The organism is Fimbriimonadaceae bacterium (assembly GCA_023957775.1).
In the GTDB taxonomy this organism is placed as follows: Bacteria; Armatimonadota; Fimbriimonadia; order Fimbriimonadales; family Fimbriimonadaceae; genus JAMLGR01.
The window spans coordinates 122511-147934 of record JAMLGR010000001.1 but is presented as its reverse complement, the minus strand read 5'-3'; the positions used below and the strand labels follow the sequence as shown (position 1 = coordinate 147934).

The following is a 25424-nucleotide window of genomic DNA, read 5'->3' as shown; positions in this document are numbered from 1 at the left end:
GCCTAACTGTAGCCGTACTCCCGTGTGTGGGCGTCCTCGATGTAGCGCGCCATGAGATCGATGCTCGCCTGCACGTCTTCGCGATGGACGGTCTCGTTCACGGTGTGCACGTAGCGGGTGGGGATGGAAAGCGTGAAGGCGGGAATCCCACCGTGCAGCCGCTGCACTCCGCCCGCGTCCGTGCCGCCCGCCGAGAGAATCTCCATCTGGTGGGCGATCCCGTTCGACTCGGCGAGGTCGCGGAAGTGCGCGACGACCTTCGGGTGGCAAATGAGCGAAGAGTCGAGAATCTTGATCGCGGTCCCCTTGCCGAGGCGCGTGATCTGGTCCTCTTCCGGAATCCCGGGAATGTCGTTCGCCAGGGTGATGTCGATCGCAACGACCACGTCGGGGTGGACGCTCCAGCCGCTCGCCGCCGCTCCACGCAGCCCGATCTCCTCCTGCACCGTGGCCACGGCGAACACATCCACCTCGTGGCTCTTGGCCGCTCGCAGGGCTTCGATCATCACGAACACCGCGACGCGGTCGTCCATGGCCTTGCACGTGAGAAGGTCTCCCATCTCCTGCAACGAGCGGTTCATCGTGACCATGTCACCCAACCGAATTTTCGATTGGGCATCTTCTTTGGACAATCCCACGTCCACAAAGAACTGTTGAATCTGGGGCGATCGGCCGGCCTCTTCGGCCGAAAGCAGGTGTTTCGGTTTGGTGGAAGCCATCATCACGCCGTTCAGCGGGCCGTCTGCCGTGTGCACGAACACGCGCTGGCTCGCCATCTGGCGCGGGTCCCAACCTCCCAACGTCTGCAGCCGGAGAAAACCCTTGTCGTCGATGTGTTTGACGACGAAACCGATCTCATCCATGTGCGCGGCGATCATCAGTTTCTTGCGTGGCTCGCCACCACTTCCCCGTTTGAGGCAGATCATGTTGCCCATGGCGTCCGAGGTGATCTCGCACAGCGCCCCCAGCTCTTCACGAACGATCTCGCGGATCGCCTCCTCCTGGCCTGGTACGCCATGGGCCTCGGTGAGCCGCTTCAGCAGTTGCACATCCATGTTCGCGTTTTACCGAAGGCGGCCCGCGGCGTGCGCCCTTGGTCCCGCCGCATGCGGTAAACCGCGTTTGTGCATGCCGTGCTTCTCGCGATTCTTCTCGCCTTCGGGGCGCCCCCGGCCACGCCGTCGGCCCGCGCGGCGGCGCTGTGCGAAGCAGCGCTGGCGCAGATTGGCGTGACCAAGGTCTACGATCCCTCGTACGTGAAGATCGACTACCCCGGCGGCGATGTTCCCGTAGATCGCGGGGTGTGCACCGATGTTCTGGTGCGCGCCTATCGGGCCGTCGGCCAAGACCTCCAGAGGCTGGTCCACGAGGACATGCGGCTCCACTTTTCCGCCTACCCGCAGATGTGGGGTCTCACCAAGCCCGATCCCAACATCGACCATCGGCGCGTTGCGAACCTGCAGTGCTTCTTCAGGCGCCGCGGGGCGGAGCTTCCCATTCGGGGTTTTCCCGCAGCCTACGAGCCGGGCGATCTCGTGGCGTGGGACCTGAACGGCAAGGGCCTGCTTCACATCGGCATCGTCGTCGAGCCGGCCGACCGTCCCGGCACCCGATGGATCGTGCACAACATCGGTGCCGGTGCGCAACTCGAAGACGGGCTTTTCGCGTGGAGGATCATCGGACACTACCGCTACGGGCTGTGAACCGTGCCTATGCTAACCTGCAGAGGACGATGCGAAAGTTCCTCGAAGTCGGTGCGCTCCTGGCCTTCTTGGGCGTCGCGGCAGGCGCGTTTGGCGCGCACTGGCTTCGCGAGCGCGTTCCTGCGGAGATGCTCGAAGTGTTTCGGACGGGAGCCCTGTATCAGATGATCCACGCCCTGGCCCTCGTGGCCCTCGGGGCCTCGGGTGCGCGTTTGGGGTCTTGGGGCGAGCGTTCAGCTTGGCTCTTCATTGCGGGAACGGTCCTCTTCTCGGGAAGCCTTTACGCACTCGCATTGTCCGGCGTGCGCGTCTGGGGAGCGGTCACTCCGCTTGGCGGCATCTGCTTCCTTGCCGGTTGGCTGTGCCTGTTCGTCGCCGCGCGGCAGTCGGACGATCTGCTGGGGACCTAGGCCCCCACAATGTCGTGGACCGTCCCAGTCTCCATCTCGTAGACCATCGCGACGGCGTGCGTGCGTCCTCCGACGATGGCGGCACGCAGGATCGCGCTCTCTTGCGATAACTCCTCCACCGAACTCCGGGCATTCTCCTCCACGGCGGTCCGAAGCAGGTCGCCACCCGGCCGCATGCGCGCGCGAGCGACGGCACGGATCGTCTTGAGGCGAAGGAGCCCGCCCTCGGATCCGGAGGTGTCCTCCACAATCGATTTCACGGCTAGGCAGCCGGTGTGCCCGAGTACGACGACGAGAGGGATTTCGAAGGCGGACATCGCGATTTCGATCATCCAACGCGTCCCGTCGGAGGCGACGTTGCCGGGCACGCGGCTCACAAAGAGCGCCCCAAGGGGTTGATCGAACAGCACTTCGGGGACCACCCTGCTGTCGGAACAGGCCACGATTGCCGCGCGCGGCGCTTGTCCAGCCGCCAAATGGGCCAACTCTGGCTGGGAATAGGTCCGGTGCTGGGAACGTCCCTCTCGGAATCGTCGATTCCCTTCTTTCAGCTCTTCGAGGATTCTCCTTGCTTCGTCGTTCGCCATCTCCACTTCGAGTTACCCTACCCGGTCGGTCACAATGGGGTCATGCGTGGCACGAAGAACACCACCCGCGGCATGCTGCTCGCACTCGCATTCGCCGTCTGTTCCCTGGCGGGCGCCGACCTCCAATATCGAGTCGAGCCAGATCCTGCGAATGAGAGCCTGAAGCTGTCGATCACGATTCCGAGCCCGAGCGAGGGCGTCCGCCTGCAGATGCCCCGTTGGGCTCCAGGCAGCTATCGGCTCACGACGAACTTCCGAAACGTGCGAGACCTGACGGCGGTAGATGAGTCGGGAAAGGCCGTCGAGGTGCAGCACCCCGACGATTGGACCTGGTCGCTGGCTCCGAGCGGAGCCAAATCGGTGACCGTTCGTTACACGTGCCCCAGCCCGATGGTGGGCGGGGCCATGCACTTCAGCGGCCCGAGCACCTACCTTTACGTGGTCGATCGCCTTCGAGAACCGTGCACGGTGGCTTTCTCGATGCCGGACAAGTGGATCGTCGCCATCGGGCTCGACGAATCGAAGGGCGCCAAGAACACCTTCTACGCGCCGAACTACGACGTGCTCGCGGACAATCCCGCGACGCTCGGAGAGTTTGCCCTCTTGGGCTACGTGGTGCAGGGCAAGCCTCACTTCATCGCGTTGCGGGGAGGGGCCGCCGACGATGTCGACCGAGAGGGTCTCGTCAAGGCGTGCCGCTTCGTCACCGAGTCCGAAGGCGACTTCTTCGGCGGCCTGCCCTACTCCAAGTACGTGTGGCACTTCAACGTCAACGACAGCCCGGACGGAGCGGGAGGGCTCGAACACCTTTCCAGCACCCAGATCTCGCTCGCAAGCGGAGTGGGCCCGAGGGCCGTGTCCGTCCTGGCGCACGAATTCTTCCACCTCTGGAACGTCAAGCGCATCCGGTCCGCACCCCTGGGCCCCTTCGACTACACGCAACTGCCCAAGACCGGAGCGCTCTGGTGGCTGGAGGGCGTGACCGACTACTACGCCCACCACCTTCTGCACCGATACGGCTGGTGGGATACGGACCGGTTCCACCAAGACATCCTCGACAACGTGCGCACGGTGCGGGCTCGACCGCAGCGGCTCGAGGTGTCGCCCTACGACGCCAGCTTCCGCGTTGGCGAGGCGGCCGGCGGCAGAGGAAACAGCCAAGGGTTCGGCGTCAGCTACTACGACACGGGGTGGCTTTTGGGCCTGTGTCTGGACATCGAAATCCGCAGCCAGACCGGCGGCAAGCGATCCCTCGACGACGTGATGCGCGCCCTGTGGGATCTTTGCCGAAACGGGAAGCCGGGCTTTGCGGAGGATGAGATCCGAAAACAGTGCGTACGCTTTGGGGGACCCGCCCTCGGCCCGTTCTACGACAAGATCGTCATGCAGCCCGGCGAACTTCCCGTCGAGGAGCAGTTGGCCAAGATCGGTCTTCGGATGTCCGAGCGGCTGGATCGGTTCGTCGACGTTGGTTTCGACTGGGCTGCGGTTCGCGCCGAGCAAGCCGTCCGCGTCCGCAACGTCCACGGCCCGGCGAAAGACCGTCTCCGGGACGGCGACCGGATCATCGAGGCCAACGGCAAGAGTCTCAAGCTCCCGACAACGCGAGCGATCTACGCCACCCTGCAACCCATCCTCGAGAAGGCCACCACGGACGAGGTTCTCCTCCTGCGCGTCCTTCGCGACGGCGAAGAGATCGAGGTGCGGATTCTGCCCGAGCTCAGCACGCGCACGGGCACGAAGATCGACGACGCGGCGCCGGGAGATCTCCAGAAGCGGGCCTTGCGCGAGGGCCTGTACTACGACGGCGTCCCGCACAAGGGCTAGCGACCCGCGAACGCCCCGGAGCCCCGATACTCGGGACCCCACAGCAGCCCCTGGGGTGGGACTCGCCTGGACGCCGCATCGTTCGCCTCGACCATCGCAACGACGATGGGAAACACCCCTTCGGGCGGATTGGGCGTGTAGCGCCCCGCCCCCCAAGCCTTGCCCTTCGCGAGGCCCAGGAAGCGTTTGATCGTCCCTCCGTCGAGTTCGATCCAGCCCTCGAACGAGGCGTCGAGTCCGCGGCTCCCGTTGGCGGTCTCCATCTCAAAGTCGCCCTCAAGCTTGAAGCCGCGCGGGTCCCGGACGACGAACAGCTCCGCTTTACGGACCTCGCTCGCGGACCACATGTCCGGTTCGCCCCTCACGTTGTCCACCAAGTGAAATCGGGCCAGGCGCCTGGCGAACGCAGCGGGAGCCGGAAAGCGGTCGCCCTTCCCCGCCAGGATCGCCTCCACGTCGGCCGGGTAGATCCACAGATGATCGCGCGCGACGTTCTTGTTCGACTCGGCGGATCCAGGCGGCAACGGACGGATGCGGGTAAACGTGCGGGCGACGAAGACGTCTTCGCGGGCGCCGCCACGGTCGCCGGGCGCCGGCTCGATCGGACCCGACGCCGGCGATGACTTCGCCAGACCAAGGTCCAACAACCCCAGCACTCTCTCCACGGAGCGGTTGTTGTTGAAGCCGAGACCCTTGCCGTCCGGCGACGCAGTGTAGAAGCCCTGCGCGGTCTGCCCGTCGGAAATCCGGGGGTTGACCGTCCGCGCCATGGCGACGAACCAGTTGCGTGCCGCGGATCTCCCGTTCTGCAACTCGTGCGTGTCTCCGGCAAACGGGATGAACTCCGTCGTGAGCTTCTGGATCACGCGCGCATCGCTGAAGGTGACCGACCGGTCCCACAGGCCGTTGTTTCACGTGCAGCCGAACGGGTGGCCGTTCATGATCCACAGGAAGAGCGGCTTGCCCGTCGTCTGCGCGTCGCGTCGGGCCTCGTCCAGATCGAGCCGCCACGGGATCGCGAGCCACCGCTCCTCGGAAGCCGCGGGAAGGACCTCCGCCACTCGGTCCTCAAGGTCTCCGGGCCCCTGTCCAAGAACCGTCGCGGCCATCAGTGCGATCCACAGACTCATGGCTCATTCTATGCCGGTTGCGGGCCATACGCACGCGCTTTCTACAGTCGATGGCTGATGTGACGGTAGATGAAGCGGTAAACGGTCCGCGCCCACGTGCGCCAGGGTGGGGTGTAGCCTTGGGGGTGTCGATCCTCGTACCGCTCCAGCCGTTTGAGGGCGTCCAACTGGTGCCAGTAGACGGGAAAGTGCCTCAGCGAGAGGGCGTGGAACAGGATGGGTTCGACCCGCCGCACCCGGTTGCTGCGCACGAGGTACCGGCACCGACCCTTTCGGATATCGATCGAGGGGAATCCGATCAGGCCTGAAGCCGTGTTTTGGAAGTCCCTGTCTTCGGGAACGAGCGTCCATCCCGGTCGATCCAGCATCGCGAGCATCAGACAGATCTCCTCCGAAGCCAGCCCCTTTCGGTACCGCGCGAAACCGGTGGCGTCGTAGCCGTTGGCAATCTCGCGGGACCGCGCCACGATCGCCTCGCATTCGGGGCCACGCTCCATGTAGATCATCCCCCCGTTGAACTTTGGCAGGGCATCCCTCCCATGATCCTTGAGGGTCGGTCCAATGTCGATCCCATGCCAAGTTCCGCTCGAGATCATCCACCCCTGCACCGCGAGCGCCGAACCGCGGCAGAACTCGAAGATGGGGTCGAGTCTCTTGAAGGCAAGCATGTCGCAGTCGAGGGCGAGGACGTGACGCGCCTCCGTGTATTCGAGCGCGGCCAGTTTTTCCAGTCCGTCCCGCTCGTGCGGCGGCGGCACGACCCTGTCGAAGTAGCGTCCCCAGTCGTATCCCTCGATGTCCGTCATCACGATGCGGGGTGTGGTGTCGCCGGCCAGGCTCAAGGACCGACCAAGCCCCATCGCCATTTCCGCGAAGGGCGGGCGCCCGAGCGCCACGGTGAACACTGCTCGCTCCATCGAATCCGTCCCTATCGGTTCAGGTCTGTGCCGATCTTGGACAAATCCGGTCTCAGGTGGTGGGCATCGCCCGTCTCCTGAAACCGCCTGGCCACCGCCAGGAGGAGATCGTCCTCGTACAGCCGGCCGATGAACGACACGCTCCTCGCCGCACCCCGGTCGTCGGTCCCGTTCGGCACCAGCACCTGGGGGTGGCCGGTCAGGTTCGTGACAAACAAAGTATGCCCGCCGCGCTCGTCGGCCACAAGCACGTCCACGTCGCCGAGCTGCTCTTCGAAACGTTTCTGGAGCAAGGTCCGCGCACGCTGGGCCTGCAGATACTCGACCGCGGGCACGTAGCGGTTGGAACGATAGGTGCTCGGCCACGCGCTGTTCTTCAGCTCGTCGATCGCGTCTCCCCGCGTGAACGCGTCGAAGGCCGCCGACGCCTCGACGCCGAGCACCAGGTTCGCCCCGCTTGGAATCGGATCGACCACCACGGGCTCAAGCTTGGCCCCGAGATCGAGCAGCCGCTTGAGATAGCCCACGGATTGGGGAGCCGCCGCCTCCCCTTCGGTTCCCGCGCTGGAGAGATACCCGATGCGCAGACGCGAAAGGTCCACGCGCGGATCGTAGTGAAACGGCCGCTCCACGCTGCTCGGGTCGCCGGGGTCCGCGCCGCAAATCGCGGCGAAGACCAGAGCGCAGTCCTCCACCTCGCGGCAAAGGATTCCAATCTTGTCCATCGTCCAACTCACGGCCATCGCACCGCGGCGGCTGACCCGGCCGTAGGTGGGACGGAGGCCGGTGACCCGGCACACGTGGCTCGGGGAAACGATGGAACCCAGCGTCTCGGTCCCAATCGCAAAGCCCACGAGTCCCGCCGCGGTCGCGGCGGCCGAGCCCGCGCTCGAGCCGGAGGACCCCGTAGCGGGATTCCACGGGTTTCGGGTCCTGCCCTTGAACCAGACGTCGCCCTGCGCCAGGGCTCCCATGCTGAGCTTCGCGACCAAGACCGCTCCGGCATCGCGCAGGCGCTCGACGACTGCGGCATCGTAGTCGAAAACCTGATCCTTGTAGGGGTCCGCGCCCCAGGTGGTTGGAATGCCCTTGGTTGCGAGCAGGTCTTTGACGCCGCAGGGAATCCCGTGCAGAGGCCCCCGGGACTTCCCCGCTCGAATCTCCGCGTCGGCTTGCTCGGCCTGCTTCAGCGCAAGATCCGGGGTGAGGGTGACGACGCACAGCAACGCGTCGCCGTATCGCCGCAGCCGCTCCAGATAGAGCTGGGTGAGTTGAACCGACGTGACCTTCCGCGTGCGAAGGAGCTCGCCCAGGTTGCGGACCGACTGGAAGGCGAGCTCCTCGCCTTTCGGGACCTCCTTCACCGTCGGGGGCGATGGGCGCACACTGACCCCTCGCGGCGCACTGGCGACCCGGCTGCGCCCTGGAAGGGGAGAAAAGGGCGTCGGGGGTTCGACCGTGTAGTCGATGGGAAGCGTTCGGATGTTCTCAAAGCCCCTACGCGCGCCACGCACCGAGTTGACCAAAGCCGCCCGCTCCTCGTCCGTGAACTCGATGGCGAAGACCTTTTCCAGGACCTTGAGGTCGTCTGCAGTCACCGCGGCGGGGTCGGAGGGCGGACTTTGACCCTGCGCAGCTCCCCGCGGGGCCATCGCGCCGGCCGCGGTCGCAGCCATGAGCCCGCGCAGGAACTCCTTTCTTGACAGAGCGGTGTCGAACTGCATCGGGAGTTCCTTCCACGGCGAAGGCCCCGTCTCCTTCCGAAAACGGGGCTAATCCCGCTACGGGTGGCCGACGCGAAACATGGCCAGATCGATCTGGGCCTGCCAGACGAAGAAGAGATCGGCGGCCACGAGATCGTAACCCACCTTCGCCCGCATCTCTCCCGTTCCGGCTCTGACGAACCTCGAGAGGTCGCCCGATGCCACTGCGACGCTCGTCCGGTCGGCGAGGCTTTCAAAGCGGGCGTCCACGGCCTCCCAGCGGTTGGCAACGAAATCGAAGAGATCGACCGTGCGCCTCACCCCGGTGACGCTCGAGTTGTCCTCGATCACGAGCTCCAAACTCGTCGGGGACGCGAGAGGGCTCGTCGCGGTCAGCACGAGCTGCAGTTGATGGCCCACTTGCTCCGCTGCAGGATTGAGGCGAACCCCCTGCCTCACGTCGTCGCTCTTGACGATCGCGGGAATGCCGCCGCCCAAGTTCACCCCGTTGACGACCAAGAGGGATGTTGGAGGCACCGCCTGCGCCTTCGAGTAGAAGGCCGTCATCACCCCGGCGGGCACGGGGGCGCTGACCGCGCCGGTGTAGTCGTACAACTCTACATCCTCGGCGGGGCCCGGCGGATTCGTTCGGTGAACACCATCTGCGGGATTGTCGTCGTCCCACTGCAGCGGACCCTGGAAGCTCGGGTTCTCCGGCTTGGTGAACCAGAGAAAGGGCTGCGCCAGCGATGCCAGCGTGATCCCGCCGGCGCCCACGTCGCGTGCAATCGTCATCGAGTACGCGCCCCTGCCGTCTGCCGGAAGTCGGAACACATCCGGGCTCGCAAGGTTGATCCCCGCGAAGTAGCCCCCTTCGGTGAGCGTGGTGCCGAAGTCGAAGGCCCACGCGTCTAGTAGGGTCTCGGCCGCCTCGTTCGGGGCGACCCCGGCCTCCGTGTCGCCAAAACGCTCCCAAGTGGCGATGACGATGATGCATCGCTCGTTGGCGGCGCCTCCCCAATACCAGGAGAACGACGTGCGCGAGGCGCTTCCCAAGGCGAATGCCGGAGCGACCACCATGTCGTTCACGGCGAACATGTTCGCGTACGTCGGACCGAAGAACCAGCGGTCGGATCCATTCCCGGGGGAGTTGTAGTTGACTCCGTAGCCGCCGTCGTACGGCGTGCCGTCGGCGCTGTCCGGATCCGCCTCGAAGCAGTCAAACGCGACGAACCAGGGATCTTCCGGCCAGTCCACCGAGACAACCGGTTTCCACCTTCCAACGATCCGTCCCAGGCGATCCACCCGCGCGACGCGAAGTGGCTGGACGCTGCGCAGAGACCCAGGGTACGGTCGCGATCGCTTTTCGGGACTGAAAAGCGGCGGCCCCGACCGGAATTGTTGGGCCTGTGGCATCGAGGTCAGGGCGGCCACGGCCAAAGCCCCCAAGAACAGACGAATCACCGTGTTCACTCGCAAACTCCCTGGAGTCGCGCCGTCGCCCCGGAACAATTCCGGGGCAACCTCCATCCAAGAGACGGTTGAGTCTCGCCCGCCCCATTTGGTGGTCGGCAACTCCTCTCTTATAATAATCGTTGAATCCGAGGAGGATCGAGTGAAACTTGGCAATTTGTTCGTTGCGGGCCTGGTGGCGGCCACTTTGGTCGGCACGGCATCTGCACAGAGCGTCGGACTGGGATCGAGATCCGGCACCAAAGGAGAGATCCAGTCGTTTTCGGGCGTCATGGAGCTGACCTTCGGCATGGTGCGCCGGGCCGATGGCACGTACCAGTCGGCGCAGGGCATGAAGGTGCCCTTCCATGCGGTGCGGGTCAAGGCTTCCACCAAGCCGGGCCAAGTCAACCCCCATGGTGGCCCCTATGCTTCGGCGATCGGCTACAAGAACGACATCGACGGGACCTACTTCTACACCGGACCCGAGTTCCCGATGCCAAGCGCCTTGGACGACGCCGTGATGGTCTCCTCAAGCAACGGCCAGCCCTGGACCAACATGACGGTGGGCTACCACGTGGAGTCGACCCAGCAGGTCATTTTGCGCTGGATCGTCCACGACAGTTTCGTGTCCGGACGCGGAGCAGGCGTTTCCGCGTTTTCGGGCGTCCTCGCCGACTTCGGGGGCTTCTACGCCTTCCCCAGCACGGGAGACTGGAAGATCACGTTCGACATCTCCATCGCTGGAGTGATCGTCCCCGACGGCAGCTTCTACTTTGCCTCGCAGATTCGCGCGCCAGTAGCCTCTGGTGAAGGCGCGTTCATGCCCCAGTTCTGGACCATGTTCAGCGGCGGTGGGGTCACGTCTGGTTCGAGCGAGGACCTGTTCTACTACGACAACGATCCTCAACCCGATGGCATCTACGACGAGACCGAGGCAGAGAATTTCGGCGGACCCCCCGGACTTGCGAACCTCCTCCTCGTGGTCGAGACGGGAGGCACGATCAGCGAGGCCTTCCCCTTCAACTACACGATCTTGGCTGGACAGTACGTGGATGGGGACTTCATCGACCTGTGGATCGTGGACGGCAGTTCTCTCAAGGTTCGCCAAAGCAACGCCTCCGAGACGATCTATCCGATTTCGGTGATCATCGAAGGGCTCTCGCCGGTGGCGAACATCACAAGCCTCAAATTCAATCTCGACGCCTTCGTCAACCAACAGGGCAACGAGTTGAAGGTGAGTCTGTTCGACTACTCGACGAACCACTGGGTGGAGATCGCTCGCCGCGCCGCGCCGACGACGTTGGTGCCGCTTTCGTGGACCATCGGCTCGAACCCGGCTCGATTCGTGAACGCGTCGACACGTCGGATGCGCGCGAGGTTCGAGTGGAGGCCCGTTGCCGCAGAGACCACGGTGCCGCTCTTCGCCACGATCGACCGTGCGACCTGGCACGTGGGTCGACCCTAACCCAGAGCCCGCCAATCCGAAGGCCCGAACCTCGATAGAGGTCTCGGGCCTTCCCTATGCCACGGCGCCCGAGCCCTCTCCCTGCGTGCCGCCTTCGAGACGGAAGTAGAACGTCGCTCCCTCGCCGGGCGCCGATTCGGCGCGTACCGAACCCCGGTGCCTCGCAACGATCCTCTCGACGCTCGCCAGCCCGATCCCGGTGCCTGGGAACTCCCGTTCATTGTGAAGGCGCTCGAACGCGCGAAACAGGCGCTGGGAGAAGGCCGGATCGAAGCCGGCGCCGTTGTCGCGAACGAAGAACTCGTCCCCGACCTTGCCCACTTCTATCCTTGGGTTGGCCGTGCGGGAGGTGAATTTGAACGCGTTGGACAGAAGATTCGCGAGGAGAATCTCGAGGAGCTCGGGGTCGGCACGGATCGATAGACCCGGTTCGACCCAGACGTCGACGGACTCGGCCTTCGCCTCCCGTATCTCTTCTGCGATTCGACTCGCAGTTTCCGAGAAATCAAGTTCGCGCACCTCCATGGCGACCCGGGAAAGTCGGGAGTAACCCAACAGCGCATCGATCAATTGGGACAAGCGTACAGCGGCGGATTCGATGCGTCCAAGAAGGGTCCGCCCTTCCTCGTCCAAGCGATCGCCGTAATCCTCGCGCAGGATCCTCCCGAATCCGGCCATGGTTCGCAGCGGCGAGCGCAGGTCGTGCGACACGGTGTAGGTGAACGCCTCCATCTCCTGGTTAGCCTCGTGAAGTTCCGAGGTCCGGGCGTTCACACGATCTTCCAGTTCGAGGTTGAGTTGGAGAATCTCGCGCTGGGCGAGGCGTTCGGTGGTCACCGAGCGGACAACACCCCACCCCCGTCTCAGGAAGCCGTTCTCGAGGACTCCCACCAGGCTGTGAAGATGGAAGCGCGGAGCACCGTCCACGTGGTCCTCGGATTCGAAGCCCACGACGCGATATCCCCTTTCGACGAACCCTGCGAGGAACTTAGGGAGCCAAGATCCGTCTCCGAACACCTCGGCGATGGATCGGCCCACCAATTCGTCCGGCAACTCGGCCCCGCACATGAGAGCGAATGCCGAGTTGCACTCCTCGATCTTCGCGTCGGAAAGCAGCGCTGCCGCCTGTTCGGACGGCGGCATCTTGACGTCGAGAGGTTTGGAGCACTCGAAGCGCCAAATGGCCTCGGAGCTTTGTGCGACGAACAGGCGATAGCGCTCCTCCGCGCCGGCGGCCGCACGTTCGGACTCCCTCACCCGCTCCGCCATCCGCTCGGCTGCCTCTCTGCCTCGAATCTCGCGGCTGACCGTCACCGAGAGGAAAGTGGCCACGAGCAACCCGATCCCATAAATGGCATACCCCGTGGGGAATCCCGGCCACGACCCCACGTTGCTCCAACCGCGAAAGGTCCAAGTTCTTCCAGCACAAAGCACCGGCCGCTCGGTGGTCCGAACGTTCTCCGACTTGTCGGAACGAGGTGCCGCGCCCCCGAGCAAGGTCGCACCGTCCGTGACCGAAAAGGTGATAGGAGGCGTGGTGGCGAGAATGGCCTGAAAGAAGTCCCTCGTCCGGAACGAGAGAAAGGCGATCCCGCGGACCGGAGAGTTGTGGTCGAGGGGCTCGGAACGAACAGGGGCCAACAACACGACGCCGGGGCCGGTTCTCGGAGAGCCTTGGTCCTGCGAGAGAGTGACGGGGGACGTCGCGACGGGATCCCCGGTCCGGATGCACGCTTCGATCGCTTCGCGCCGCGCTGGCTCGCTCATGAGATCGAAGCCCATGACCCGCGCATTCTCGGGTTGGGCAGGTTCGACGTACCGGATCTTCGCCGTGGGTGTTGTGGCCGGACCACCCCACACCGCATACCCGATCGCCAGCACGCCTGGGAACGAGTCGCGAATGCTCTGCGAGGTGATGAAGCCCTCGAAGGCGTCCCGATCGAACTCCGGTCGGTTCGAGATGAACGAGGCAGTGCTCCGCAGCATGACTTCGTAGGCGTTGAGTCGGAGCTGCATCTCCTCGAGCATCGCGTGCGAAGCGGATTCCACCTGAGCGGTCTCGGCGGACTCGCGCGCGATGGTGAGCTGGCGCGAGACGACCGCGGCGAGGAGCATGCACCCAGCAAAGACGAGGATTGGCAGTCGAGCACGAACAGCCGCCAGGCTCTTCTGCAGTTCGACGTCCGCCCCCACTTGTTGCTTCGCCATTGGTTTTCCCTGTTTACCCACTCCGAGCCGAGGACGTTGGTCGTGTGCGATCCAAGGACACTCATTGAGTCGGTGGTCTTTCGCCGCAACTCGAGTCCTAGGACCCTGGAACGCAGAATTCGGTCCATCTCGTAGATGCCATGAAAGCACCGCATGAGGAGTTGATAACGATGAGCATGTTTCTGAAGACCCTTCTCGCAAGCCTTGCGCTTGGCGTCGGCGGACCACCCCTGGCCCAGAAGTCGGACCCGCCGGAACCTCCCAAGCCGCCCGAACACGTCGCCCCGGCGCCCCCGGCCGAGACGCAGCTGTGGGTCATCGCCCAGGAGAAATCGCCCGCCCTGCAAAAGAAGGTGTCGATCACCTTCGACAATGCGCCAATGAACAAGGTGTTCCAGTGGCTTGCTTCCCAAGGCCTCAACTTCGCGGCGGCGCCGGACGCCGAGTTTGCGGATCGCCAGCTCAGCCTTTCGGTGCACGATGTGGCGCTGTCCGAGGTGTTGGATGCGATCGCGCGGGCTTACGGCGGCGTGTGGGTCCAAGTTGGCCAAGTCCACGTGTTGTCCAACCGCGAGCACGCCGGAACCCCGGCGGCGATCGCCCCGTTGCGGATTCGCGAACTGGGAACGCCGCAGGCCCTCGACCTTCGCAAGGCCCTGGAAGGCGAGCGCATGGCGATGGAACGAGCGCGCGTGGTCATGCCGAACCAAGCGGAACTGAAGGAACAGATCGAACGCGCGCTTGCGGAAGCCCAAAAGGAGATGGAGAAGGCGGGAGTGCTCCAAGGCAAGGGCCTCCACGAGCTCTCCCCCCCGCAGATCGCCGACCTTCGCAAGGCCATGGAAGCCGAGCGCAAAGCGATGGATCGAGCGCGCGCAGCCATGCCGAACCAGGCAGAACTGAAGGGACAGATCGAACGCGCGCTAGCGGAAGCCGGCGTTCTCCAAGGCAAGGACCTGCAGGAGCTTTCGCAACTCAAGCTCCACCTGGGCGAGTTGTCAAAACTCCGAGAACTCGAGGGGATGCAGGGGCTCCCGCAACTCAAGCTCCATTTGGACGAGTTGTCGAAGCTCGCCCCAATGAAAGTCGGCCAGGCTTCGATCTCAATTGGAGCCCTCAAGGAACTCCAAGCGAGCCTGACGCCCCAGCAGCGGGCCCTCCACGCGCAACGAGGCTATTTGCGACTCTCGGACCTCGATGCGAAACAGCGCGCGCTGCTTGGCTCCGCCGTCCCCGACGGCGAGTGGAACCTCACCTTCGTGTTCGGCGACAAGCGACTTCAACTTCGGGGCGGCTAGGGCCGCCCCCGAAGGGGTACATTCCCGTCCATGAAAGCCCGTTTCCTCGTGCCCATCGTCTGCCTCGGCCTCTTGGCGGCGGGGTGTGGCGACAAAGCCCAATCGACCGATGCCTCGACGAACACCACGGGGGGAACGGGCTCGGAACAGACCACGAAGAAGCCGGCCGTTCCGCTCGGCACCCTCAAGGAGCTGAAGATCGAGGATCAGGAGGTGGGAAAGGGCCCCACCGCGGAGACCGGCGACCTCGTCGCAGTCCTGTACAAGGGAACGCTGGCGGATGGAGCGCTGTTCGACAGCAACATGGAGGGCGGGGCCCCTCTCGCCTTCAGGCTCGGTACGGGCTTCGTGATCAAGGGATGGGATGAGGGGGTCGTCGGCATGAAGGTCGGCGGAACGCGCAAGATTTCGATCCCGGCTTCCCTGGCGTACGGAGACCAAGGCTCGCCCCCCAAGGTTCCGCCGAAAGCCGACCTCTACTTCGATGTCAAGCTGCTCGACGTGGTGAAGAAGGGCGAAGAGCAGATCTACGACAAGACGGACGTGAAGCTCGGCACGGGCCCGCAGGCCAAGGCTGGCGACAAGGTCACGGTGGAGTACGAGGGCACACTCGCCAATGGCGACGTCTTCGACTCGAGCCGAGGACGAGGCACGCCGTTCACGTTCACCCTCGGGGCCAACGACGTTGTTCCCGGCTTTGACGCGGGAATCACGGGCATGCGGGTCGGCGGGGTTCGCAAACTGCGGCTGCCTCCCGAGGTCGCCTACGGGGGACGCGGCAACCCCCCTTCGATCCCTCCGGACGCCACGTTGCTCTTCACCATCGAAATGCTGAAGATCCAGCCCGGCGGCTAAGTCCCTTCCTCACGGTAAAATCGGGGCGGTTTGAGGAGGGTGATCCCATGGTTGTAGGCGTTCCCAAAGAGGTGAAGCAGGACGAGTACCGCGTCGCGATGACTCCCGCCGGCGTGATGAGCTTGACCAGCATCGGGCACCAGGTGGTCGTCGAAGAGAGCGCGGGGGCTGGCACGCACATTCCCGACTCGGAGTACCTGGCCGCCGGCGCGGAACTCGCTCCGGTCGACGAGGTCTGGTCGCGCGCGGACCTCATCGTGAAGGTCAAGGAGCCCCAGCCCGACGAGTATCCCCGCATCAAGCCGGGGCAACTGGTGTTCACCTATTTCCACTTCGCCGCCGACGCCAAGCTCATGAGCGCGATGGTCGAGAGCAAGGGCGTCTGCATCGCCTACGAGACCGTCGAGATGCCGAACGGTTCCCTGCCCCTGCTCACCCCGATGAGCGAGGTTGCGGGCCGGCTGAGCATCCAGGAGGGCGCAAAGTACCTCGAGCGCCCGATGGGAGGCAGGGGTGTGTTGCTCTGCGGCGTTCCGGGCGTCCGGCCCGCCACGGTTGCCGTGATCGGCGCCGGGGTCGTGGGCATCAACGCGGTCAAGGTGGCCGCAGGGTTCGGCGCGACGGTCTACGTCCTGGACATCAACCTCGACCGACTCCGGTACCTCGACGACATCTTCCCGAAGAACGTGATCACCCTCCACAGCAATCCCGGAACCCTCGCCGACGTGCTGCGCGAGTGCGATCTCCTGGTCGGCGCCGTCTACGTCACCGGTGCCCGCACCCCGGTTCTGGTCACGCGCGAGATGTTGGGGCTCATGAAGCCCGGTTCGGTCGCCGTCGACGTGTGTGTGGACCAAGGCGGATGCTTCGAGACCACCCGTCCGACGACCCACCGCAACCCGATCTACGAGGTGGACGGCGTGGTGCACTACGCGGTGGCGAACATGCCCGGCGCGGTCGCCCACACGAGCACCTACGCGCTGACGAACGCCACATTGCCATATGTGGTGAAGCTGGCCAACCACGGCCTCGACGCGCTGCGGGTCGATGCCGCGCTGCGCAAGGGATTGAACGTCGCGACGGGAGAGGTCACGTTGCAGGCGATCGCCGAACAGTTTGGGTACGCGTTTGTTTCGCCGGAAAGCTACCTGGCACGGGAACAGGTCGGACTGGCGTAGGAGAAGAACATGACTCGAATCGCCTCGCTCACCAAAATCACCGTTGCCCTTGTCTTTGCGGCGCTCTGGACCGTCGCACCCGCCCAGATATCGAAGAAAGGGGCCGGCTACCTGTTCCGCATCAAGTGGACGAAAGGTCAAACCGCGAAATACACGATGACCACCACGACGAGCGGCGGACCGAGCGCCATGGCCGTCAACATGCCGATGAGCCTCAAGGTTCTTTCGGTGGCCGGAGGCGTCGGCGAAGTGGAGTACAACGTCGGTCCGGCCAGCGCGAACGGAAAGCCCATGGGCGCCGCCCAGAAGGTGGTCGCCAAGGTCGACCCTCGCGGCAAGATCGTCAGCGGCGCGACGCAGGCCCAGCAGATGGGCGGCAACATCACCTTCCCCGAGGGGCCCGTGAAGCCCGGGGGCACCTGGACAGGTTCGCAGACTGTGCCCGGGCCCGGCGGCAGCATGACCATCAACGCGAAGTACAAGTTCGTCGGCATCAAGTCGGTGGGCGGGCAATCCGTCGCGCAGATTGATGTTTCCATGTCGGGAGGGGGTGGTCAGATGCAGATCACGGGTTCCGGATCGGTCTTCCTTCGCACCGCGGATGGATCCCTGCAGAGCACCAATCTCGGTCAGAAGCTCACGATCAGCGGGGCACAGGGCAACCAGAAGCCGATGACGATCGACATGAAGATCTCGATGAAGCGCGCCTGAGCCGGACGATGATCACCGTCACCCGCGCCTCGGATCCTTCCCTGCTCGCCCGACTGGAAGGCCATCCCGAGGTGCGGTTGCATTTGGAAGGGGCCGATGGCGCACCTCTCTGCTTCGAGGCAGAGGGTTGGAAGCGTTCCGTCACGGTGGGAGCCGACGGCCGCAAACCCTTCGGTTTGGTCGAACTCGCCGACAACAACCCGTGGGTCTGCGCAGACTCCGTCGGGGTTCCCGATCCCGCGGGAACGCTTGCGCTGATCGCCTTCGGACCGTTGATCCGGGCGGGAATCCTCGCGGAGGCCCCCACGATGCTGACCAACGCGCCCGGCACCCAGGAGTCCGTGGTCGAAGCTCTGGCGTCCGAGCACTGGACCCTGGGTGCCACCGTCGACTTCGCGGACCAGCCCCCCGTCGAGGGCGTCGTGGCCGCCACAGGGCTTGCGGTGGTGGAGGGGGCGTCCTCGGAGCAGATCGACGAGCTCTACGACGAGGCCTACGGCCGATCCCTGTTCGTGCGGCGGGACGAAGACGCTCCCTGGGATGTGAAACTGGCCGCCGGATCCCCAAACGCCCTCTTTCGGCTGCGCTTGACGCCGGACGAGCCTCGTTCGCTCCTTACGATCCTCGTGATGGCCTCGCTCGAGGGCAAGTGCGGGGCCTCACAGTTGGTGCATGCGATGAACGTGATGTGCGGCTTCGAAGAGTCGCTCGGCACGGAGGTGCCGTCGTCGACTCCCTCGACGCGCTGAACGCTCCGATCGTCGCGTGTCGGCGCTGCCCACGCCTGGTCGAGTGGAGGGAGAGCGTCGCCCGGGCCCGCAAGAAGGCCTTTGCCGACTGGGACTACTGGGGCCGACCCGTTCCCCACTTCGGCGACCCCAGCGCCGACCGCCTGATCGTCGGCTTGGCCCCCGCCGCCCACGGGGCCAACCGAACGGGACGCATGTTCACCGGAGATCGGAGCGGGGATTGGCTCTATCGGGCCCTCCACCGAGCGGGCGTCGCGAACCAGGCCGAGTCTTGCGCGTCCGACGACGGGCTCCGCCTCGAGGGCGTGCTCATCACCGCCGCCGTGCACTGCGCTCCCCCTGCGAACAAGCCCCTGCCCGGCGAGTTCGACGCATGCCGACCCTATCTTGCAAGGCTCCTCGACGATCGGCCGTGGCGCGCGCTGCTCTGCCTGGGAGGCATCGCGTGGAAGGAGACGCACCGGGCCCTCGGCATCCCCGTGAAGACGCCCTTCGCCCACCTGGCCACCGCAACCGCGCGGGACGGCCTGGTCCTCGTGGCGAGCTACCATCCCAGCCAGCAGAACACCTTCACCGGCCGGTTGACCGAGGCGATGCTGGACGAGGCGGTTTTGGCGTTCCTCTCCGCCTAGTCGTTCACCAAGGCAACGCGCGTCAGCGTGTGGCGGGTCACGATGCCGGAGGAGGAGACCGCAAGCTCGATCGTGGAGCCGACCTTCCCCTCCATCAGCGCATCCAACTGGTCGTGGCTGAAGCCCGTGAGGTCCGTTCCGTTGATCGAGAGGATCGCATCGCCGCGCTGGATCCCGGCTTTCTCGGCGGGACCTCCCGGAGCGATGCGCATCACGCGGGCGCGCTTGCCCGCCTCGTCCATCGCGATGGACATGCCGACTCCGCCGGCTGGTTCATTGGCCACAACCCCTGTGAAGTTGTCGAGCCAGACCCGGCGCCGCTCGTAGTCGATCACGATGTTGAAGTTCTTCAGGAAGCCGAATCCCACCGTGCCGTCGCCCTCGGCGGAGCTGGACGGCATGTCGATGATGTCCCAGTAGCTCTCTTTCACCGGCACGCCGTAGATCGTGACGTCCTGCACGCGCTTGTACCAACTGTCGACGGGACCCGAGGCGACCATCGACGCTTTGACGAAAGCGGGCGTTCTCGACTTGTCCCAGAGCCCGACGCGCTCGAGCACGTCGCGGTGGGTCGTCGCGTAGAACCCGTTGCCGGTATCCAGGGCGAGCACCATGCGCCTCCCTTCGGCGGTCTTCACTTCCAGCTCGATGGAGTTGCGCCCGATCGGCAGCATGCGCGCAAGGAACGTGCGCTTGCCGTCGGGCACCTTCTTGGTGATGTCGTAGCTCTGCGGGTGGAAGATGAACTTGTTCGTTTGGAAGTTGATCTCGAACACCTGGTGCGCAACCGGGCCGTAGCCCAGGATGCCGTCCGTATGCGTGCCGTAGGCGAGGGACATGTGCATCATCGGCTGCTGAACGGCTTCGAGATCGGGAGCGTCGAGGTTCATGGGGCCGAGCCGCAGGGAGCGGATCGCCACCGTCCGCGCGGTGAACGTTCCGACGAAGTCCCGCAGCTCCAGCTCGCCGGACGGCGGTCCGATGTTCAGCGCGTCGTTGACCACGACGTCGCCGGAGAATCCGGTGTCGAACATCAGAGCCACGGTGCGCCCGTTGACAAGGGCGTCCACGATGATCGCGTTGTCCCCGATCCGGAAGGGGACTTCGACGGGGGCCTGGGGCGACAGAGCGAGGGCGACGAGCGCGGGGAGGATCATCCCTTTCTTGACGATCGACCCGCGCCCATCGGTTGCGTCATTACTTGCGGCCCGCCAGTCGATAGATCGTCGGCGCCAGCCACTCGAGTCCGCAGCAGCAGCAAGGGACCATGGGCACCAGCCAGAGCCAGTTGGCCCTGCGATCCATGATGTCCATGATCATCCAGCCCAAAAGGAGTGCCCGGTTGAGCCATCCGAAAAGCCCCACAAGCTGCACCCAGGCAGGCTGGTTCGCTTGAGCCTGTTTCATCGCCTCTTGGAAATTCTGCGGATTCCCAGCCTGCATGAACAGCGGCACCATGTAGGCGGTCAGTCCCACGAAGATCACCAGAGAGATCAAGATCAGGATCCACCCGACGGTGCCCCAATTCGAACCCATCTTCTCAACCAGCGCCACGCTGTGCACGGGTTGGTACTCGGGCCGGGGATAGGCTGCGGGCCGAGGGGCTTCGGGCCCCGGTCCGGCCGCACCGATCGACCCCGGAGGCGGGTCGGAGTGCGCCATCGTCTGCTCGGTGGACGGTGCCATCGTCTCGGCCTCGATCCGAGCGGCGAGTTCACGGGCTCCGGCGTGCTTCACGTCGATGCTCGCGGCTTCACGGGCCATTTCGAGCGCCTCGACCTTTTGACCGGTGCCGTACAGGTGCACCGCGAGGTTGAAATAGGCTTTGGCGTTGTAAGGCGACAGCGAGATCGCTTTCCGAAACGCCTCGGTCGCTTCGTCGGGCCGCTGCGTTTGCGAGAGAGCGATCCCTCTCAGAATCTGCGCCTCGCTGTCGTCCGGCGTCAACGCGATCGCCTGATCCGCCAACTCCAGCGCCTGGGCGAACTGACCGCTCTGAATCGATTGTGTGGCTTGCTCGATGAAAGCCTTGGCTTGCTCTTGAGACATCGACTGAGTCCCTCCTCCCTCCCCGGGGCCGAAATATACCCGTGCCAGATGGAGTGCGATCCCCTTGTGCGTCGTTTCCGCAGGTAGCATTCGCCCAACGCGTTCTGTATACTCGTCCCGAACGACGCATCCGGTGCGTGATGTCTTGTCTTTGGCAGGTGAAAACAGTGAAACTCTCAAGAATCTCCGCAGTCCCCTATTTGGCCCTCGCCGTGGTGAGTGGCGTCGCGATCGGCCTGGCCGGTTGTGGCAAGAGCGACTCCGGCGGCAATGAGCCCGGCGGCACCGCCAGCAACACGAACTTCGACCCCGGCTTCAGCACGACTTCGCCCAACTCCGAGATGATCCAAATCGGGCTGGTCGCGAGCCAGAACGGTGAGCTGCGCCCGTGGGGCGTGGACAGCGTCAACGGCGCCCTCCTTGCGGTGAAGGAGTTCAACGACGCCGGCGGCCTAAACGGCAAGAAGGTCCAGTTGCTCATCGGCGACAGCGCGTCCAAGCCCGAGCAAGGCAAGACGGCCGCTGAGAAGCTGATGTCGGACGGCGTGATCGGCCTCGTCGGCGAGGTCGCAAGCGGCATCACCGCCCAAATCGCCCTCGCTGCGAAGGATAAGGACATTCCCGTCGTCGCCGTGGGGGCCACCCGCAACGACATCACCTCCCTGGCCGCCCACGTTTACCGCGTGTGCTACACGGACGCGCTGCAAGGCCCCGTGATGGCCAAGTTCGCCTACGACGATCTCGGTCTGCGCCGTGTCGCCTTGATGACGGACAAGAAGCAACCCTACTCCACGGGTCTTTCGGACAGTTTCCGCGCCTACTACGAGAAGTTGGGAGGCGAGATCGTCACGGAGCAGTTCTACGAAACCGGCCAAACGCAGTTCGGCGGCCAGCTCACGCAGGTCAAGTCCCAAAATCCCGACGGCCTCTTCCTCAGCGGCTACTTCAACGAGGTGGGACCGATCGTTCGGCAGGCGGCCGACGCGGGTCTCAACGTGAAGTTCCTCGGCGGAGACGGATGGGACAGCAGCGAGATCCTGACCTCGGGCGGCGACGCCATCCTCGGCGGCTACTTCTGCAACCACTACAACAGCCAGGAAGATCGGCCGGAAGTCAAGGACTTCCTCGCCAAGTGGAAGGCGGCGTTCGGAGGCGTTCCCGGCACGACCATGGGCGCACTGGCCTACGACGCGGCCAAGCTCGTGTGCGACGCCCTGAAGCGGGCCCCCGAAGCGACGTCCGCTGGATTGGCCGAAGCCCTGGACAACACGGTGGACTTCGCCGGTGTGTCCGGCAAGATCACGCTCAAGGGGAACCACGGTGACCCGCCCAAGCGCGCGCTCGTCGTCAAGCTCACGAAAGAGGGCCAAGTCTTCGAGAAGGCGTACGAGCCCGACGAGCTGAAGTAGCGTATGGACTTCGGCCACCTCATGGCAGGGTTGGATTTCTCAACCCTGCCGCAGCAACTTGTGAATGGCGTCCTTTTGGGCGCCATTTACGCGCTGATCGCGCTGGGCTACACCATGGTGTACGGCGTGCTGCGCCTGATCAACTTCGCCCACGGCGAAGTGTTCATGCTCGGCGCCTACACGGCCCTCTTCACGTCCTGGATCTTCGGATTCAAGGGCGGGGCGGAGATGCCGGAGGCCAGCCTTCTCAAACTCGGCGCGATGCTGCTGATCTCGATGTTCGTCTGCGGCACCATCGGCGTAATCATCGAGCGTCTGGCGTATCGGCCGATGCGCAACCAGCCACGCATCTCGGTCCTCATCACCGCGATCGGCGTGTCGCTCTTTCTCCAGTACGGCGGGGCGCTCTTCCTTCCCAACAGCCCTCCTCCGAGCATCAACGAGAAGGTGATGCCCGAGTCGCTGCGGGGCGCTGCCGAGATCAACCTCACGCCTCCCGACGCCAAGCTCAAGGCCGACTGGGAGCAGAAGACGGCGGCGGCCAAGGTCGCGAACGACGCGTACGAGGCGGTGCATCAGACCCTCAAGCCCGGCGATCCCGAACCCCCCGAGCTCAAGCCGCTTCGCGACCAGCGCAACACGACCGACCGCGAAGCCCAAAACGCTCAGCGCCTGCTCGACAACAGCGGCGTGCGCATCCGGATACCGAAGGGGCAGTTCCTCATGCTGGGAACGACGGTCGCCCTCATGGTCCTGCTGACGCTCCTGGTCATGGGCACCCCTGCGGGCCGCGCTATGCGTGCGGTCGCGCACGATTTCGACTCCGCCTCGCTGATGGGCATCAACGTGGGCCAGACGATCACCTTCACGTTCCTGATCGGCTCGATGCTGGCGGGCGCGGGCGCGATGATGAACGCAACCTTCATCGGGACCCCGCTGACCACTTTTTACGGCTTCCAGCCCGGCGTGAAGGCGTTCGTCGCCGCGGTGCTTGGCGGCATCGGCAACATCCCGGGCGCGGTGCTGGGCGGGTTGCTGATGGGGATCGCCGAAACCACGGTGGTCTGGATGGGATACAGCTCGCATCGCGACGCGGTCGCCTTCGTCATCCTCATCGTCGTTCTGCTCTTCCGACCGGGGGGCTTGTTGGGATCATCGAAGGTGGAAAAGGTTTGAGGTACTGGATCGTCCGATTGGGCTCGATTGCAGCGGCCGTCCTCTTCGCCTTCATCATCGAGCGGCTGGCTGGCGGCTTCGACGCGTTCGGCCAGCGGCTGGTCGTGCTGGCCGGGCTTTACGTCACGCTTGCGGTGAGCCTCAACCTCATCAACGGGATCACGGGCCAGTTCTCCATCGGGCACGCGGCCTTCTACCAGGTCGGGGCGTATACGACCGGCTACATGGCGATGCGGTTCTACGACGCTTCGCCGATCAAAGGCGAGGCGTGGCTGATCTGCATGATGTTCGTCGGGGCTCTCTTTGCGAGTGTGGCGGGCTTCGTGGTCGGGCTCCCCTCCCTGCGCCTGCGAGGCGATTACCTCGCGATCGTCACCCTCGGCTTTGGCGAGATCCTGCGGATCGTCGTGCAGAACATCGAGACGCTGGGCGGGGCGTACGGGATGAACGTCACTCCGAAATTCCAGTACATCTGGCTCGTGTGGCTGCTCGCCTTCGTCACCATCGCCGTCTCGAGAAACCTGCTGCAAGCCGCGCACGGCCTTCCCTTCCTCGCGGTGCGCGAAGACGAGGTCGCAAGCTCCGCGATGGGAGTCAACGTCACCAAGACCAAGCTGGTCGCATTCCTGCTGGGCTCGGCCTTCGCAGGCGCGGCCGGGGCTCTGCTGGCGCATTTCGAAGGTTTCATCTCGCCGCAGATGTTCGACATGAACGTCTCCTTCATCATCCTCACGATGGTCGTCCTGGGCGGCACCGGTTCGATCACCGGTTCGGTCCTCGCCGCGATCAGCCTCTACTACCTGCCTGAGAAGCTCAGAGACCTTCCGCCGGTCTCCGCGGCGTCGTTGATCGCGGGGGTCCTGGCCGTGGGCCTGTGCGTGGCGTTCCTGAAGAACGTGGAGATGCGCTACCACGGCCCGAAGGTGAAGCGCGCGGCGATCATGGTGGGGGGAATCATCGGCGCGATCGTCGTTCAAGGCGTTCTTGCGCGCATGTTGGGCAACGTTTCAGCACTTGCCGACCAGAGCTACGAGGCGTCCAAGCTGCGGATGGTGATCTTCGCGGGCACCTTGATCATCCTCATGCTGCTTCGGCCCCAGGGAGTGTTGGCCCACTACGAGTTCAGTTGGGACGGCGTCAAACGGATGCTGGGCATGAAGCGGAAGGTGGCCACGGCATGAAGACTCTCGAACTCAAGCAGGCGACGATCCAGTTCGGCGGGCTCATCGCCGTGAACAACGTGTCGTTCGCGATCGAACCCGGGGATCTCTTCGGTTTGATCGGCCCCAACGGCGCCGGCAAGACGACGTGCTTCAATCTCATCACGGGCGTCTACACGCCCACGAGCGGCGACATCTACTTCAAGGGAACGAGGATCAACGGCGTGCCTTCGAACAAGGTATGCGCGATGGGAATCGCCCGAACGTTCCAGAACATCCGTCTGTTCCCGACCCTGTCGGTCATCGAGAACGTGATGGTGGGCGCCTTTCTCCGACACCGAACGGGACTGGCTTCCGCCTTGGCGCTCCTGCCCAACGCGATCAAAGAGACCGCCGAACTGCGAGAGCAGGCGTTGGAACTCCTCAAGGTGATGAACCTCGAGGACGTCGCCGAGGCCAGGAGCAAGGACCTGCCCTACGGCAAGCAGCGGCGTCTTGAGATCGCGCGGGCCATGGCCACCCAGCCCGATCTGCTGCTGCTGGACGAGCCCGCGGCCGGCATGAACCCGCAAGAGTCCGAAGACCTGCTGCAGACGGTGCGCAAGCTGCGCGACGAGCACGGAAAGACCGTGCTGCTGATCGAACACGACATGCGGTTCGTCATGAACCTGTGCGAAAAGATCGTGGTGCTCGATCACGGCGAGGAGATCGCCCAGGGCGGGCCTGCCGAGGTGCGCAACAACCCCAAAGTCATCGAGGCCTATCTGGGCGAAGCGGTCTAGGCGCACCTCGCCGGAGCTTG

The 25424-nt window shown here is 64.6% G+C and carries 24 protein-coding genes; 14 read left to right on the top strand and 10 right to left on the bottom strand.

The genetic code is table 11. The features are described from left to right. Positions 1-2 precede the first annotated feature (2 nt). A complete protein-coding gene (locus M9921_00665; protein ID MCO5295346.1) occupies positions 3-1055 on the bottom strand; it encodes a M42 family metallopeptidase in 1053 nt (350 codons plus the stop codon). A gap of 69 nt (positions 1056-1124) precedes the next feature. Between M9921_00665 and M9921_00660 the strand changes: the two genes are divergently transcribed. Together M9921_00660 and M9921_00655 are read left to right on the top strand one after the other, a co-directional pair. After that, positions 1125-1703, top strand: coding sequence for a DUF1287 domain-containing protein (locus tag M9921_00660; GenBank protein ID MCO5295345.1), 579 nt, complete (start codon positions 1125-1127; stop codon positions 1701-1703). A 29-nt stretch (positions 1704-1732) separates the two neighbouring features. Beyond that, a complete protein-coding gene (locus tag M9921_00655; protein MCO5295344.1) occupies positions 1733-2113 on the top strand; it encodes a DUF423 domain-containing protein in 381 nt (126 codons plus the stop codon). Here M9921_00655 and M9921_00650 read toward each other — a convergent pair. After that, positions 2110-2523, bottom strand: a complete 414-nt coding sequence (locus M9921_00650; GenBank protein ID MCO5295343.1) for a hypothetical protein — start codon at positions 2521-2523, stop codon at positions 2110-2112. The two genes, M9921_00655 and M9921_00650, sit on opposite strands and share 4 nt — an antisense overlap. A gap of 219 nt (positions 2524-2742) precedes the next feature. On the opposite strand from M9921_00650, the gene M9921_00645 reads away from it, so the two are divergent. After that, positions 2743-4527: a hypothetical protein gene (locus tag M9921_00645; protein MCO5295342.1), complete on the top strand. Its 1785-nt coding sequence runs from the start codon at positions 2743-2745 to the stop codon at positions 4525-4527. Here the strand turns inward: M9921_00645 and M9921_00640 are convergent. From M9921_00640 to M9921_00620, 5 genes are read right to left on the bottom strand one after another with little or no spacing between them, the layout of a single operon-like run. Then, a complete protein-coding gene (locus M9921_00640; protein ID MCO5295341.1) occupies positions 4524-5393 on the bottom strand; it encodes a hypothetical protein in 870 nt (289 codons plus the stop codon). The genes M9921_00645 and M9921_00640 overlap by 4 nt on opposite strands. A 45-nt stretch (positions 5394-5438) precedes the next feature. Then, on the bottom strand, positions 5439-5657 hold the full coding sequence (locus M9921_00635; GenBank protein ID MCO5295340.1) for a hypothetical protein: 219 nt from the start codon (positions 5655-5657) through the stop codon (positions 5439-5441). A 41-nt stretch (positions 5658-5698) separates the two neighbouring features. Further along, complete coding sequence (locus M9921_00630) at positions 5699-6574, bottom strand: hypothetical protein (GenBank protein MCO5295339.1); 876 nt, start codon at positions 6572-6574, stop codon at positions 5699-5701. A gap of 11 nt (positions 6575-6585) precedes the next feature. Further along, positions 6586-8298, bottom strand: coding sequence for an amidase (locus tag M9921_00625; protein ID MCO5295338.1), 1713 nt, complete (start codon positions 8296-8298; stop codon positions 6586-6588). Between the two features lie 57 nt (positions 8299-8355). Next, positions 8356-9534 carry a hypothetical protein gene (locus tag M9921_00620; GenBank protein ID MCO5295337.1) on the bottom strand — a complete coding sequence of 393 codons (1179 nt, stop codon included), beginning with the start codon at positions 9532-9534 and terminating at the stop codon, positions 8356-8358. 358 nt (positions 9535-9892) lie between these two features. Here M9921_00620 and M9921_00615 point away from each other — a divergent pair, with 358 nt between their 5' ends. Then, a complete protein-coding gene (locus tag M9921_00615; GenBank protein MCO5295336.1) occupies positions 9893-11197 on the top strand; it encodes a hypothetical protein in 1305 nt (434 codons plus the stop codon). 54 nt (positions 11198-11251) lie between these two features. Here M9921_00615 and M9921_00610 read toward each other — a convergent pair whose 3' ends face one another. After that, a complete protein-coding gene (locus M9921_00610) occupies positions 11252-13405 on the bottom strand; it encodes a CHASE domain-containing protein (GenBank protein MCO5295335.1) in 2154 nt (717 codons plus the stop codon). A 170-nt stretch (positions 13406-13575) separates the two neighbouring features. On the opposite strand from M9921_00610, the gene M9921_00605 reads away from it, so the two are divergent. From M9921_00605 to M9921_00580, 6 genes are read left to right on the top strand one after another with little or no spacing between them, the layout of a single operon-like run. Next, positions 13576-14703, top strand: a complete 1128-nt coding sequence (locus M9921_00605; protein MCO5295334.1) for a hypothetical protein — start codon at positions 13576-13578, stop codon at positions 14701-14703. A gap of 30 nt (positions 14704-14733) precedes the next feature. Next, positions 14734-15558, top strand: a complete 825-nt coding sequence (locus M9921_00600; protein MCO5295333.1) for an FKBP-type peptidyl-prolyl cis-trans isomerase — start codon at positions 14734-14736, stop codon at positions 15556-15558. A gap of 47 nt (positions 15559-15605) precedes the next feature. Continuing rightward, the gene (gene ald / locus M9921_00595) at positions 15606-16736 is read left to right on the top strand and encodes an alanine dehydrogenase (protein MCO5295332.1); all 1131 of its coding nucleotides are present in this window, start codon (positions 15606-15608) and stop codon (positions 16734-16736) included. A gap of 9 nt (positions 16737-16745) precedes the next feature. Further along, positions 16746-17447 (top strand): hypothetical protein, encoded by a 702-nt coding sequence (locus M9921_00590; GenBank protein ID MCO5295331.1) that lies wholly within the window; start codon positions 16746-16748, stop codon positions 17445-17447. A gap of 8 nt (positions 17448-17455) precedes the next feature. Next, entirely contained in the window at positions 17456-18196 is a 741-nt protein-coding gene (locus tag M9921_00585; GenBank protein MCO5295330.1) for a hypothetical protein, read from the top strand. Beyond that, positions 18136-18828, top strand: coding sequence for a uracil-DNA glycosylase (locus M9921_00580; protein MCO5295329.1), 693 nt, complete (start codon positions 18136-18138; stop codon positions 18826-18828). Before M9921_00585 ends, M9921_00580 begins: the two co-directional genes overlap by 61 nt. On the opposite strand, the gene M9921_00575 is transcribed toward M9921_00580, so the two are convergent. Together M9921_00575 and M9921_00570 are read right to left on the bottom strand one after the other, a co-directional pair. Further along, complete coding sequence (locus tag M9921_00575) at positions 18825-19985, bottom strand: PDZ domain-containing protein (protein MCO5295328.1); 1161 nt, start codon at positions 19983-19985, stop codon at positions 18825-18827. The genes M9921_00580 and M9921_00575 overlap by 4 nt on opposite strands. A gap of 40 nt (positions 19986-20025) precedes the next feature. Beyond that, the gene (locus tag M9921_00570; protein MCO5295327.1) at positions 20026-20877 is read right to left on the bottom strand and encodes a tetratricopeptide repeat protein; all 852 of its coding nucleotides are present in this window, start codon (positions 20875-20877) and stop codon (positions 20026-20028) included. 158 nt (positions 20878-21035) lie between these two features. Here M9921_00570 and M9921_00565 point away from each other — a divergent pair, with 158 nt between their 5' ends. From M9921_00565 to M9921_00550, 4 genes are read left to right on the top strand one after another with little or no spacing between them, the layout of a single operon-like run. Further along, a complete protein-coding gene (locus M9921_00565) occupies positions 21036-22286 on the top strand; it encodes an ABC transporter substrate-binding protein (GenBank protein MCO5295326.1) in 1251 nt (416 codons plus the stop codon). A 3-nt stretch (positions 22287-22289) separates the two neighbouring features. Next, positions 22290-23462 (top strand): branched-chain amino acid ABC transporter permease, encoded by a 1173-nt coding sequence (locus M9921_00560; GenBank protein MCO5295325.1) that lies wholly within the window; start codon positions 22290-22292, stop codon positions 23460-23462. Then, positions 23459-24643 carry a branched-chain amino acid ABC transporter permease gene (locus M9921_00555; GenBank protein ID MCO5295324.1) on the top strand — a complete coding sequence of 395 codons (1185 nt, stop codon included), beginning with the start codon at positions 23459-23461 and terminating at the stop codon, positions 24641-24643. Before M9921_00560 ends, M9921_00555 begins: the two co-directional genes overlap by 4 nt. After that, positions 24640-25404, top strand: a complete 765-nt coding sequence (locus tag M9921_00550; GenBank protein MCO5295323.1) for an ABC transporter ATP-binding protein — start codon at positions 24640-24642, stop codon at positions 25402-25404. The genes M9921_00555 and M9921_00550 overlap by 4 nt, the downstream gene beginning before the upstream one ends. Positions 25405-25424: the final 20 nt, after the last annotated feature.

Bases quoted from the DNA above. Each gene is read 5' to 3' on its own strand.
- M9921_00665 (MCO5295346.1), bottom strand. From the start codon at position 1,055: ATGGATGTGCAACTGCTGAAGCGGCTCACCGAGGCCCATGGCGTACCA.
- M9921_00655 (MCO5295344.1), top strand. From the start codon at position 1,733: ATGCGAAAGTTCCTCGAAGTCGGTGCGCTCCTGGCCTTCTTGGGCGTC.
- M9921_00645 (MCO5295342.1), top strand. From the start codon at position 2,743: ATGCGTGGCACGAAGAACACCACCCGCGGCATGCTGCTCGCACTCGCA.
- M9921_00635 (MCO5295340.1), bottom strand. From the start codon at position 5,657: ATGAGTCTGTGGATCGCACTGATGGCCGCGACGGTTCTTGGACAGGGG.
- M9921_00630 (MCO5295339.1), bottom strand. From the start codon at position 6,574: ATGGAGCGAGCAGTGTTCACCGTGGCGCTCGGGCGCCCGCCCTTCGCG.
- M9921_00625 (MCO5295338.1), bottom strand. From the start codon at position 8,298: ATGCAGTTCGACACCGCTCTGTCAAGAAAGGAGTTCCTGCGCGGGCTC.
- M9921_00610 (MCO5295335.1), bottom strand. From the start codon at position 13,405: ATGGCGAAGCAACAAGTGGGGGCGGACGTCGAACTGCAGAAGAGCCTG.
- M9921_00605 (MCO5295334.1), top strand. From the start codon at position 13,576: ATGAGCATGTTTCTGAAGACCCTTCTCGCAAGCCTTGCGCTTGGCGTC.
- M9921_00600 (MCO5295333.1), top strand. From the start codon at position 14,734: ATGAAAGCCCGTTTCCTCGTGCCCATCGTCTGCCTCGGCCTCTTGGCG.
- ald (MCO5295332.1), top strand. From the start codon at position 15,606: ATGGTTGTAGGCGTTCCCAAAGAGGTGAAGCAGGACGAGTACCGCGTC.
- M9921_00590 (MCO5295331.1), top strand. From the start codon at position 16,746: ATGACTCGAATCGCCTCGCTCACCAAAATCACCGTTGCCCTTGTCTTT.
- M9921_00585 (MCO5295330.1), top strand. From the start codon at position 17,456: ATGATCACCGTCACCCGCGCCTCGGATCCTTCCCTGCTCGCCCGACTG.
- M9921_00575 (MCO5295328.1), bottom strand. From the start codon at position 19,985: ATGATCCTCCCCGCGCTCGTCGCCCTCGCTCTGTCGCCCCAGGCCCCC.
- M9921_00570 (MCO5295327.1), bottom strand. From the start codon at position 20,877: ATGTCTCAAGAGCAAGCCAAGGCTTTCATCGAGCAAGCCACACAATCG.
- M9921_00560 (MCO5295325.1), top strand. From the start codon at position 22,290: ATGGACTTCGGCCACCTCATGGCAGGGTTGGATTTCTCAACCCTGCCG.
- M9921_00550 (MCO5295323.1), top strand. From the start codon at position 24,640: ATGAAGACTCTCGAACTCAAGCAGGCGACGATCCAGTTCGGCGGGCTC.